Below are 11,922 nucleotides of genomic sequence, written 5' to 3'. Positions count from 1 at the left end.
CCTTGTCGCAAACTCTTGCAGGGTTGCTGCACGAAACCACGACAAACAGCGGGAAACAATACGTCGGGTACTGCAAATGTTTGCAATCAGCCTGCCGGACGCCGATAGGTGATCGCCATCCGCAGCGGATGTGAGCGCCACTCGTTGACCGCGAGCCCGGCGATCACACCGATGCCCTCGACCGACTCCGGCGTCGCGGGTGCGCTGCGGCTCGGTGCTCCGGCCAACGGCCCCTCGGCCGGCGGCGGCGAGAACTGGGCGATGACCATCTGCTGGCCCTCGTGCGGCTGCACGGCCAGGAGGATGTGCGGATCGGCCTGCTCGCCCTGGTTCTCGATCGGTTCCAGGGACAGGAACTCGCCGCGTTCCGCCGCCGCCCCCGCCATCCGGCCGGCCCACTTGAAGGCGTCCATGACGTCGTCGTCGGAGAGCGCCGCGTCGGCCTCGGGCAGCGTGACCTGCTGCAGGCGCGTGCCGTGCGCGGTCATCTGACCGTTGGTGGTGAAGCGGTCGGGGATCATCGCTTCGCCGGTCTCGATGTCGATGAGCAGCATGTCGCGGAACCGGGTCTCGGCGAGCGGCGAACGGCCCATGAGCCCGCGGCCGAGCATCTCCCTGAGCTTCGGGTCTGCGGTCCGCCAGTACGTCGTCTGCTCGCCGATCTGCAAGCCGATGAAGTCCTTGACCGGCAGGCTCGGCAGCGCCGTGATGAGGCTCTGACCAGGCGCGACCGGTGGCGGCGCCTGCACCCGGAACGGCGGCAGCGAGGCGAACCCCGGATCCACCCGTGCCGTGCGAACCACGTGATGTGCCCACGCACGCACACGCGTCAACGGGTGGTCGGGGAACCTCACGTCATGGCGGGGATCGTCGCCCGCGTGGAACGGCAGCACGCCTTCCAGCTCGGGCGCGTACGGGTGCGGTTTCACCCAGCTCTGGAACCCGAGCTCGGCCGCGAGAATCGCCTCCCGCGCGCCCGTCATGCCGCGTTCCACCGCGCCCAGCTGGAGCACGGCGCTGCAGCTCTCCTTGGGGATGGTGAAGGAACCGACGAACACCTGCCCGTTCGGCTGGTTCGGCAGCGGCAGCTTGATGATCCGCAGCAGCGCCGGCGCCCCTCCGAGCTGGACGACGTGCGCCTCGATCAGGCAGCCGGTCTCGCCGTGGATCAGGGCGAGGTCGTGCCTGAGTCTCGGCAGGTCGTCCAGCCCGGCGGGCAGATCGGGGACCAGGCCGTAGTAGGCCAGTTCGGCCCGGTCACCGCTGCTGGGGTGCTGCCAGGTGTTCTGGTCGAGCTGACGGAAGCCGGTGGTGTCGAACGAGATGGGCACCCACCGACCCTACGACTCCCGTCAGGCGGCCCTGAGCGTTTTGGACCAGAGGGAGGTGCCGGTCGCGTCACGCAGCCACACCGTCAGCTCGTGCCGCGACGCCTTGACCTCGCCGAAGTGCTGGAACCCGTCCAGCGGCGTGGTGTTGGCGGCGGGCGGTGCGTGCACGAACACGGCCTGCGGACCGAACGTCGGGTCGAGCTTGTTCGGGCCGAACGCACCGGCGTGCAGCGGGCCGGACACGAACTCCCAGAACGGGTCGAAGTCGGCCACGGCCGCGCGGTCGGGCGAGTAGTGGTGTGCGGCGGTGTAGTGGACGTCCGCCGTGAGCCACACGGTGTTCTTGACCCGGCGCTTCTTGAGCTCGCGCAGGACCCACGCGATCTCGTCCTCGCGGCCGTTGGGCGCGCCGGGCAGGCCGTTCGCGACGCCCTCGATGTCGGTGCCGTCCGGCACGGTGAGGCCGATCGGGAGGTCCGCCGCGATGATCTTCCACGTGGCGGTGCTGCGGCTGAGCCCGTCTACGAGCCACTTCGCCTGCTGCGCGCCGAGGATCACGCCGGGCTTGTCCTTGGGCGAGGTGTTCCGGTCCTTGTAGGTGCGCATGTCGAGCACGAAGATCTCGACGTTGCGGCCGTAGGAGAACTTCCGGTAGACACGGCCGTCCACCGCACGCTTCCGGTCGATCGGCATCCACTCGTGGAACGCCTGGAAAGCCCGCTGCGCCAGCACGTCCACGCGCTTCTCGGTGTAGAGCGGGCTGTCGAGAATCTCGCCGGGGTACCAGTTGTTCGTGACCTCGTGGTCGTCCCACTGTGCGAAGACGGGGACCTGGGAGGCGAAGCGCTTCACGTTGTCGTCGAGGAGGTTGTAGGCGAACTGGCCGCGGTACTCGTCGAGCGTTTCGGCCACTTTGGACTTCTCCGGCGTGACGACGTTGCGCCAGATCCGGCCGTCCGGGAGCGTGACGCTCGCCTGCATCGGGCCGTCGGAGTAGACGCTGTCGCCGCTGTGGATGAAGAAGTCGGGGTTGCGGTCGGCCATCGCCCGGAAGATCGGCATGCCGCCGATGTCGGGGTTGATGCCCCAGCCCTGGCCCGCGACGTCACCGGACCACACGAACCGCACGTCGTCGCGGCCGAGCGGGGCGGTGGTGAAGCTGCCCGTGACGGGTGCGCTGCAGGTGCGGCCGTGCAGGTCCTCGGCCGTGACGCGGTAGTAGGCGGGGCGGCCGGGCAGCAGGCTCGACACCCTGACGTGCCCGGTGCCGCCGGTCTCGGGGGTGAGCAACGGGCCGCGGAGGCGGCGGGAGAGGCGGAACCTCGGGTCGTTGGACACCTCGACGAACATCCGCGAGGGACGGTCGGCGCGTGTCCACACGATGCCGCCGTCCCACGTGACGTCGCCGGACTGCACGCCGTGGGTGAGGATCGGGCGGTCCGACTTCGCGAGGCTGATGCCCGAGGGCACCAGCGCCGCGGCCGTACCGAGTGCGCCTGCCTTGAACAACGTACGACGGTCGAAGGTCATGCGCGGTTTCTAGTCGCCGGTTCTGGCCGGTGCTGAAACCCGAGGTGAACTTCAGCAGCGCAGGTCGGTCCAGCCCGACACGTAGCTGCCGCCCGGCACGGTGACGCTGGCGACCGCGCGGGTGCACTTGCTGAGCGTGGCCGCCCCGGCGCCCCACAGCTCCTGCCTGGTGCCGCTGCGGATGTCGCCGCCGGGGTACTCCTCGTTGCCGTCGATCACCGCGATCCAGTTCGAGACGCGGTAGGAGTGGCTCTTGGCGTAGGAGTCCCAGACCCAGGTGTAGGCGTAGTTCTTGCCGCACCCGGCGAACTGCTTGACCGACGCGATGGTCGCGCCCTGGTACTTCACGTACCCCGTGCTGCCGATCTGCTTGGCAGAGGCACAACCGGGGACGGTCTCGGCGTTGGCGGTGCCGACACCCACGGACAGCAGCGTCGCGGCCAGTGCGGCGGCGATGGCGAATGGCTTTCTCACAGCCACGACGCTGGTGCAGTCCGGTTATGTGGCGGTAAATCCGTCAGGTGAGGCGCTTGAGCCAGTCGGTGATGATCTGACGCGACGCCGGGGTGGCGTGCACCCACGTCTGCTGGTTCTGGTCGGTGTACTTGACCACGAGCCAGCGGCCGTCCTCGAAGTCGATCGTGGTGAGGAACGTCTTGGCGCGCTGCCGGCCCTCGCCGTCGCGCTTCGCCGCGTACAGCTTCGCCGTGCCGTTGCGGGGCTGGGCGAGCAACTGGCGCAGTGAGATCGACGGCGACGCCTTGCCCTGCTGGTGCAGGTTGATCTCGGTCTCGTGCACGTTGATCGACGCGCCGCGGCCCGCCGGGACGTCCGGCAGCTGCATCGCGAGGACCTCCGGCGCGTTGTCCGGCCGGATCGGGTGCAGCTGCACGAACCCGTTGTCGTGCAGGGCAAGCACACCGTGCTGCGCGTTCGCCGCGACCACCACGGGCCTGGTCTCGTTCGGCGTGACCGCGATCCAGGCCGAGTAGTCGTGCTCCGCCTTGGCGATCAGGTGCAGCGTGCCCCGGACGTCCGGGTGGTCGAGCCCGACCCGCCGCAGCTCACCGATGACGTCGCGCTCGATGAGCACGCGTTCGTCCTCGGTCTCACCGGGCGAGTCGACGGAGAGCGCGGGGTGGTACTGCCCCAGCTTCTCCTGCTTCCACAGGACGTCGAAGGCGAGGTCGGACAGTTGGATCGACGACCGAAGCACGTCAGCCCCCGATCGTCGGCGGTGCGACCATCGGCATGTCACCGATGATCTCGTTCGTGTTCTCCTCGGTGATGAGGTAGTCGGCGGACTTGTGCTCCAGGTCGTCCTCTCCCTGACCCTTCTGCCCCTGACCGCCCATCCCGCCCATGCCGGCCGCGCCACCTCGTCCGGCCGCGCCTGCCGCTCCGCCGCGCGCCGCGTTCTGGCCGGTCTCGCCCATGCCGCCGAACACCCCGGCCTTGCCACCGGGCTGCTGGGCCGCCGTGCTGCCGGCCGCTGCGCTGCCGCTGCCACCACCGACTCCGCCGATGCCACCGCCACCGAACTTGCCTCCGGCACCGCCACCGGCGCCACCACCGAACTTGCCACCCGCACCGGGGCCGCCGGGGCCACCGCGACCGGTGCCGCCCGGACCGTTCGTGCCGCCGCGACCAGGACCACCCGGACCGCCGGGGCCACCAGGACCGCCGGTGTTCGGGCGGACGGGCACACCGATGGGCGGGAGGCCCGTGTTGTTCGGCCGGTCGATCACGCTGCCGGCCGGGGGCTTGCCGGTGGGGTTGTCGATCCCGGGCTTGCCGGTGTTGTTGGTGTTGCTGGTGTTCGTGGTGTCGGACGAGCTGGTGGTGGTCTGGTCGCCGTTGGTGGTCGGGACCGTCCACGGGGTGCCGACAGTGCTCTGCGGCGTGCTGGTCGAGGAAGTGCTCGAGGTGCTCGACGTCCGTGTGGTCGTCGTGTTGTTGTTCGTCGTCTTCTCTTCACCGTTGTGGCCGCCGGTCTCGGCGATCTCGACCACGAGGCTGTCGGTCGTGACGCCGGGGAACTCCCTCGGCAGCTCACCGCGGTTGGTGTTGCTGGCGCTCTGGAACTCCCTGTAAACGCTGCGGTTGTGAGCCTCTTCAGCGTTGTAGCCGTTGACCTTGTCCTCGGTGTCCGTGTCCCAAGGGGTCGCGTCGTCCCAGAAGTTCGTGTCCGGCTTTGACGCCGGCATGTCCTTGAGCTGGTTCTTGTTCAGGTTGAACTGGTAGACCTGGTTCGAGATGGAGTGGTCGGCCTGCCGCAGGGCGTCCTGCATCTGGACCATGGCCTGGTTGATCGGATTCGCGGCAGCCTGAGCCGCATTCGCGCTCGCACCCGTCCACGCTTCGCCCAGCGTCTCGCCGACCCGCTTGAGCCTCGCCTCGATGCCGGCGTAGTCGCGCCCCAGTCCCGCGGCCGCGGTGGCGGCGGCATCAGCCGACGCGGTACCAGGGCCACCATGCATCTGGGAGTAGATCTGTGCTCCCGAGAAGCCCTCGGCGCGTGTGTTGTCCTCGGTGAAACAGCTGGGCGCGGGCCTGGTCATTTCGCACCTGCCTTCATCGTGGTGATGGCGAGATTCGCGAACTCGGTGATCCCGGCACACGGGTCGGCGAACCTCGGACTGCCTTTGTCGCTCTGGAAGGTGAACGTGACGGCCTTCACGTCGGACACTCCGACGAGCAACGCGCAGTCACCGTTGGTACGGGCATCCGACACGAGAGCGATGTAGGTGGGGTAGCCCTGGATGGCCGGCTGAGACTCGAACGCCGCGTAGATGTTCGCCTTGTTCGGAAGGATGGTGGAGAGGTTCGTGCCTTCAGGGAGAAATGCGATCCCAGGAGCCATCTTCGCCGGTGTGCTGGCACCCAGCCAGATGCAAGCCGCGCCGAGCTCGTTGCTGTTCACCCGTCCGGTGACGCCGGGCAGTCCGAACGCCTCTACCTGGGCAGGGGTGACCGTATTGCACGGAGCGGCTTCGAAGGCCTTGACATCCAGCGGGCTCTCGATCTTGGGAGCTCCGCCGCTGTCGCCGGCACTGGTCGACGGAGTGGCGGTGGTGGGCATACCGGTCGTGCCACCGCTGTCGCCGCAGCCCGCGAGCAGCGCGACTGCTGCGGTACCAGCGACGATGGTTCGGATGCGCAACAGCTCAGTCCTTCTACTTGAGGTTGTCCCGGTTGCCTTGCTCGGTCTGCTCGTACTGACGCAGCGTGGCCTGCAGGTTCTCGATCCTGGTGGTCAGGGTGTCCTGAAGCTGCTTGTTCGACTTCTGATGCGCCTCGCCGGCGGCGCGCGCCCAGTTCGCGTAGACCTGGCTCGGCGCGTCCTTGCCGGCACCCTGAACGGTGATCAGCCGCTCGCCGTTCTGATGGGCCATCATCAGGTCGTCGCGGATGGATTCGTACTCCTTGATCGCGGCGCGCAGTGTCTCCAGATCGACCTTGGTCCCGCTCATCCCCAGTGCCCTCCCCGCAGATTCGTGCGTCAAGCAGCATAGCGCCAGGTCGCGGGACTGGCCCCGGTTTCGCAGCACGATCGGGTGAACACGACGAACCCTCGCCGTCGCATTGCGACGAGCGAGGGTGTCGCGCGGAAACGCGCTCTGTCAGGACTGCTGTTCTGGCTGCTGCTGCGCCGGGAGCCGGCCCTCGGCCATCCGCTTGAGCAGGTCCTTGCGCAGCCACAACAGGTACGCCCAGACGAGCCCGAAGATCACGCCGATCACGCCCATCGCCGGCAACAGCAGCCAGGTGGCGATCAGCAGCACGTGCAGACCGACGACAGCGCCGATCGCCCACGGCTTGCGGACGAACGCGCACAGCGCGATGAACACCGCGATGAAGCCGAAGGCGATCCAGCCCACCAGGGACGTGACGCCGCCGTGCAGTTTGGCGATCACCGGCAGGGCCAGGGCGACGACGATGACCTCGAGGATCAGTGTTCCGGCCATGATGCCCCGGAAAGCCTTCATCGGGTCTTTCTTCAGAGGCGCCGGGGTGGTCATGCCGGTTCCTTTCCGAACAGCGCGCGGGCCTCGCCCGCGGTGACGACGGAGCCGGTCACGATGATGCCGCCGCCGGACTGTTCGTCCTCGATGAGGTGGATGGCTTCCTCGATGGCGTCCACGAGGCGGGGACGCACCTCGAAGCGGTCCTCGCCGAAGATCGGGACGGCCAGGCCGGCGAGGACGTCCGGGTCCATCGCGCGCGGCGAGGAGTTGGTGGTGATCACCAGTTCCTGCACCACCGGCTCCAGTGCGGCGAGGATGCCCTCGGCGTCCTTGTCGGACATGACGGAGACGACGGCCACCAGCTTGCGGAAGCCGAACTCCGACTCCAGAGCCTTGGCCAGGGCCGCGGCGCCGTGCGGGTTGTGCGCGGCGTCGACGAAGACGTTGGGCGCGGAACGGACTCGCTCCAGGCGGCCCGGCGTGACGACCGAGGCGAAGCCCTCCCGGACCATCTCGATGTCGATCCTGCGCTCGGGGCCTGCCCCGAAGAACGCCTCGACGGCGGCCAGCGCCAGTGCGGCGTTCTTCGCCTGGTGTTCGCCGTGCAGCGGCAGGAAGATGTCCTCGTAGACGCCGCCCAGGCCCTGCAGCGTGATCATCTGACCGCCGACGGCGACCGCCCTGGACAGGACGCCGAACTCGCTGCCGAGCCGGGCCACCATCGCGTCCACCTCGGCGACGCGTTCCAGGATCACCCTCATGACCTCGGGCGTCTGCTCCGCGACGATCGCGACGGAGCCCGGCTTGATGATGCCGGACTTCTCCACCGCGATGTCCTCGGGACGGTTGCCCAGGTACTCGGCGTGGTCCACGCCGATCGGGGTGAGCACGGCGACGCGGGTGTCCACGATGGACGTCGCGTCCCACGTGCCGCCCATGCCGACCTCGACCACGGCGACGTCGGCCGGCGCTTCCGCGAAGGCCGCGTACGCCATGCCGGTGAGCACTTCGAACTTGCTCATCCGGATCTCGGACTGGGTGTCCACCATCGCGACGTACGGCTCGATGTCGCGGTAGACCTCGACGTAACGCTCAGGCGCGATCGGCTGGTTGTCGATGCTGATCCGCTCGGTCGCGAGCTGCAGGTGCGGGCTCGTGAACCGGCCGGTGCGCAGGCCGATGCGCGTGAAGAGCGCATCGATCATGCGCGACGTCGACGTCTTGCCGTTCGTGCCCGTCAGCTGCACGACCGGGTACGACGTCTGCGGGTCGCCCAGCACGTGCGCGAGCGCCTTGATCCGGTCCAGCGACGGCTCGAGCTTGGTCTCGGGCCACCGCTGGTTGAGCTCGTTCTCGACGTCGAGGAACTCGTCGAGGTTGGTGTCCACGGTTGTCACGCCTCCAGCCAAATAAAGAACTACAGCGCGGCCAGGCGCTCGTTGATGCGGGCGATCTCGGACTCGGCGACTGCCTTGCGCTCCTCGATCTTGGCCTTGACCTCGGCGGGCGCCTTGGCGAGAAACGCCTCGTTGCCCAGCTTCTTCGTCGTGCCCTCGAGTTCCTTCTGCGCCGCCGCGAGGTCCTTCGCGAGGCGCTTGCGCTCGGCCGCGACGTCGATCGTGCCGGACAGGTCCAGCTCGACCTTCACCGCGCCCTTGGGCAGGCCGACCTCCAGCGTCGCGGAGACGGTGAACTCCTCACCCGGCTCCGTCAGGCGCGTGAGCGCGCGCACCGACGGGACCTGGTCGGTCAGGCCGACGCAGCACGCGCCCCGGACCTTGCCCGCGACCTTCTGGCCCGGCTTGAGGCCCTGCTCGGAACGGAACCGGCGGATCTCGGTCGCGAGCTTCTTCAGGCCCTCGACCTCGGCCAGCGCGTCGAGGTCGCGCTCCGCACCGGACGGCTTCGGCCACTCGGCGATGACCAGCGACTCGCCGCCGGTCAGCGACGTCCACAGCGTCTCGGTGATGAACGGGATCGCCGGGTGCAGCAGGCGCAGCACGACGTCGAGGACGTGGCCCAGGACCGACTGCGTGGCCTCGGCGCGGCCGTCCGCGATCTGGACCTTCGCGATCTCCAGGTACCAGTCGCAGAACTCGTCCCACGTGAAGCTGTACAGCGCCTCACAGGCACGGGAGAACTGGAACGCCTCGAAGTTGGAGTCCACGGTGGACACCAGCGCGTCGAGCTCGTCGAGGATCCAGCGGTCCGCCGCCGTCAGCTCGGCGCGGGCCGGCAGCGGACGGGCGACCGTCGCACCGTTGGCCAGCGCGAACCTGGTGGCGTTCCACAGCTTCGTGGTGAAGTTGCGGGAACCGGCCGCCCACTCCTCGGCGACGGCCATGTCCGAACCGGGGTTCGTGCCGCGCAGCAGCGTGAACCGGGTGGCGTCCGCGCCGTAGCGCTCCATCCAGTCCAGCGGGTCGATGCCGTTGCCCTTGGACTTCGACATCTTCTTGCCGTACTGGTCGCGGATCAGGCCGTGCAGGAAGACGTGGTCGAACGGCTGGACCTCATCCATCGCGTACAGGCCGAACATCATCATCCGGACGACCCAGAAGAACAGGATGTCGTAGCCGGTCGAGAGAACGGACGTCGGATAGAACTTCTTGAGGTCCTCAGTGGACTCCGGCCAGCCCAGGGTCGAGAACGGCCACAGGCCAGAGGAGAACCACGTGTCGAGGACGTCCTCGTCCTGACGCCAGCCCTCACCGGTGGGCACCTCGTCGTCCGGTCCGACGCAGACGACCTCGCCGTTCGGGCCGTAGAAGACCGGGATCCGGTGGCCCCACCACAGCTGCCGCGAGATGCACCAGTCGTGCAGGTTGTCGGTCCAGTCGAAGTACCGCTTGTTCAGCTCGGCCGGGTGGATCTTGGTGCGACCGTCGCGGACGGCGGCGGACGCGGCCTCGGCGATGGTCTCGACCTTGACCCACCACTGCAGCGACAGGCGCGGCTCGATGACCGTGTTGCACCGCGAGCAGTGCCCGACGGAGTGGACGTACGGCCGCTTCTCCGCGACGATCCGGCCCTCGGCGCGCAACGCGGCGACGATCGCCGGACGCGCCTCGAACCGGTCGAGGCCGAGGAACGGGCCGTGCGCGGTGATCGTGGCGCGGCCGTCCATGATCGTGAGGTTCGGCAGGCCGTGGCGCTGGCCGATCTCGAAGTCGTTCGGGTCGTGGGCGGGCGTGACCTTGACGGCACCCGTGCCGAACTTCGGGTCGACGTGCGCGTCGGCCACGATCGGAATGCGGCGGCCGGTCAGCGGCAGCTCCACCTCGGTGCCGATGAGGTGCCGGTAGCGCTCGTCGTCCGGGTGGACGGCGACCGCGGTGTCGCCCAGCATCGTCTCGGCGCGCGTGGTCGCGACGACGATCGAGTTCTCCCCGTCGCCGTAACGGATCGAGACGAGCTCGCCCTCGTCCTCGCTGTGGTCGACCTCGATGTCCGACAGCGCCGTCTGGCAGCGCGGGCACCAGTTGATGATCCGCTCGGCCTGGTAGATCAGGCCGTCGTCGTACATCTTCTTGAAGATCGTCTGGACGGCGCGCGACAGCCCCTCGTCCATGGTGAAGCGCTCACGCGACCAGTCGATGCCGTCGCCGAGCCGCTTCATCTGGTCGAGGATCTTGCCGCCGTACTCCTCTTTCCACTCCCAGACGCGCTCGACGAACTTCTCGCGCCCGAGGTCCTGCCGCGACAGGCCCTGCTTCGCGAGGTCTCGCTCGACGGCGTTCTGCGTCGCGATGCCGGCGTGGTCCATGCCCGGCAGCCACAGCACCTCGTAGCCCTGCATGCGGCGGCGCCTGGACAGCGCGTCCATCACGCTGTGGTTCATGGCGTGGCCCATGTGCAGGCTGCCGGTGACGTTCGGCGGGGGCAGCACGATCGTGAACGGCGGCTTGTCGCTCTTGACGTCCGCCTCGAAGTACCGCCGGTCGACCCACCGCTGGTACAGCTCCGCCTCTACCTCCGCCGGAGTCCACGCGGCGGGGAGGTCGGGACGCTGGGTTGCGGTGTCGAGTTCAGTCACAGCCGAGAAGTCTACGGAGCCCGGGGTCTCGACTTGAAACGAGATACCTGATAACGGCCCGGCGACGATCTGGACCAAGCCATCGGCGTCGGTCGCACCGGTGATCAATGATGTGCGCCGATCACCTTGGGGGGAACGTGCAGTACGACATCGAGGACCACCCTGACCTCCAGGACTCGGCCTGGATTCGCGGCGCGAACAGACGTGCCAAGCGGGAGGTCCGCAGGCAAAGACGGCAGGCGCGGGCGCGCAGGCACAGCGGCAAGATCATCGCGGTGCTCGCGCTGGTCACCGTCGGCGCGGTGGTGTTCGGCCTGAACCGCGCGGGGACGTTCGACAACGTCTCGCTGCCGGACGCGCCGGACCTGAACCTGCCCTATTCGGGCGTCAACGTCGAGCAGCCCTTCGCCGGCACGCACGCGGAGCAGTGGTCCGAGGGTGAGCGGGGCATCGTCCTCCCGTCCACCGACCCGGCGTTCGAGCAGGTCCGGCAGGCGCTCATCGCGGCGCGTCTGGACCCGGCGACGATCAGCGAGCTCAAGCCTGACCGGTACCTCGCGCTGCTGGCGCCAGGGGCGCGCGAGCAGGTCTCCGCCCACCCGCGCAACTGGACCACCCAGCTCAAGCCGGGCACGAAGCTGTTCCCGAACGGCATCAGGGTGTCCGGGACGATGACGCTCGGCGAGAAGGACGGTCGCCAGACCGTGACCGCGGACTACGTGTTCGCGTACGCGTTCGAGCCGCCGGACCCGAAGAAGCTCTTCCACCAGATGGAGATGATCGCCGCCGTCCGCGAGAAGATCACGTACGCGGTCACGCCGGAAGGGCTGTGGCCGACGGAGGCCCAGGGCCACCGGTACTCGATCGCGTGCAAGGCGTCCGGCGAGGGCTTCCTCGGCCCGCAGTTCATCGAGCCGCTCGCGCAGGGCGGAAGCCCCGTCCAGGACGAGAAGAAGCACTTCACCGTCGGCGGAGAGGTCCCGACCGAGGACACCTGCGACTGATCACTCTTTCAGAGGTGCCGGGACGCGGTGACGGCGATCACAATTGACCGTCA

At 68.5% G+C, this 11,922-nt stretch carries 11 protein-coding genes; 1 reads left to right on the top strand and 10 read right to left on the bottom strand.

The window, feature by feature from the left end; all coding sequences use genetic code 11:
• Positions 1 to 86 precede the first annotated feature (86 nt).
• The 10 genes from BLR21_RS43255 to BLR21_RS28210 all read right to left on the bottom strand — a co-directional run bounded on the left by BLR21_RS43255 (position 87) and on the right by BLR21_RS28210 (position 10,865).
• Positions 87 to 1,331, bottom strand: a complete 1,245-nt coding sequence (locus tag BLR21_RS43255; RefSeq protein WP_218130980.1) for a hypothetical protein — start codon at positions 1,329 to 1,331, stop codon at positions 87 to 89.
• A 21-nt stretch (positions 1,332 to 1,352) separates the two neighbouring features.
• Positions 1,353 to 2,861 (bottom strand): alkaline phosphatase D family protein, encoded by a 1,509-nt coding sequence (locus tag BLR21_RS28250; RefSeq protein ID WP_090010402.1) that lies wholly within the window; start codon positions 2,859 to 2,861, stop codon positions 1,353 to 1,355.
• A 51-nt stretch (positions 2,862 to 2,912) separates the two neighbouring features.
• The gene (locus BLR21_RS28245; protein ID WP_090010399.1) at positions 2,913 to 3,335 is read right to left on the bottom strand and encodes a hypothetical protein; all 423 of its coding nucleotides are present in this window, start codon (positions 3,333 to 3,335) and stop codon (positions 2,913 to 2,915) included.
• Positions 3,336 to 3,378: 43 nt separating this feature from the next.
• A complete protein-coding gene (locus tag BLR21_RS28240) occupies positions 3,379 to 4,077 on the bottom strand; it encodes an ESX secretion-associated protein EspG (RefSeq protein WP_176929826.1) in 699 nt (232 codons plus the stop codon).
• Position 4,078: 1 nt separating this feature from the next.
• A complete protein-coding gene (locus BLR21_RS41850; protein ID WP_143027897.1) occupies positions 4,079 to 5,422 on the bottom strand; it encodes a PPE domain-containing protein in 1,344 nt (447 codons plus the stop codon).
• The gene (locus BLR21_RS28230) at positions 5,419 to 6,024 is read right to left on the bottom strand and encodes a DUF3558 domain-containing protein (protein ID WP_090010390.1); all 606 of its coding nucleotides are present in this window, start codon (positions 6,022 to 6,024) and stop codon (positions 5,419 to 5,421) included. Before BLR21_RS28230 ends, BLR21_RS41850 begins: the two co-directional genes overlap by 4 nt.
• Positions 6,025 to 6,037: 13 nt before the next feature.
• Positions 6,038 to 6,334, bottom strand: coding sequence for a PE domain-containing protein (locus tag BLR21_RS28225; RefSeq protein ID WP_090010387.1), 297 nt, complete (start codon positions 6,332 to 6,334; stop codon positions 6,038 to 6,040).
• Positions 6,335 to 6,484: 150 nt separating this feature from the next.
• Positions 6,485 to 6,883, bottom strand: coding sequence for a DUF4233 domain-containing protein (locus tag BLR21_RS28220; protein ID WP_090010385.1), 399 nt, complete (start codon positions 6,881 to 6,883; stop codon positions 6,485 to 6,487).
• Positions 6,880 to 8,226, bottom strand: a complete 1,347-nt coding sequence (folC, locus tag BLR21_RS28215) for a bifunctional tetrahydrofolate synthase/dihydrofolate synthase (RefSeq protein WP_256334985.1) — start codon at positions 8,224 to 8,226, stop codon at positions 6,880 to 6,882. The genes BLR21_RS28220 and folC overlap by 4 nt, the downstream gene beginning before the upstream one ends.
• Positions 8,227 to 8,246: 20 nt before the next feature.
• Complete coding sequence (locus tag BLR21_RS28210; protein ID WP_090010379.1) at positions 8,247 to 10,865, bottom strand: valine--tRNA ligase; 2,619 nt, start codon at positions 10,863 to 10,865, stop codon at positions 8,247 to 8,249.
• Positions 10,866 to 11,002: 137 nt separating this feature from the next.
• Here BLR21_RS28210 and BLR21_RS28205 point away from each other — a divergent pair, with 137 nt between their 5' ends.
• Positions 11,003 to 11,869 carry a hypothetical protein gene (locus BLR21_RS28205; RefSeq protein ID WP_090010374.1) on the top strand — a complete coding sequence of 289 codons (867 nt, stop codon included), beginning with the start codon at positions 11,003 to 11,005 and terminating at the stop codon, positions 11,867 to 11,869.
• Positions 11,870 to 11,922 lie beyond the last annotated feature (53 nt).

Source organism: Lentzea albidocapillata subsp. violacea (assembly GCF_900100275.1).
Classification (GTDB): domain Bacteria; phylum Actinomycetota; class Actinomycetes; order Mycobacteriales; family Pseudonocardiaceae; genus Lentzea; species Lentzea violacea.
The sequence above is the reverse complement of the archived record's forward strand: the minus strand, read 5'-3'. Positions and strand labels throughout refer to the sequence as shown.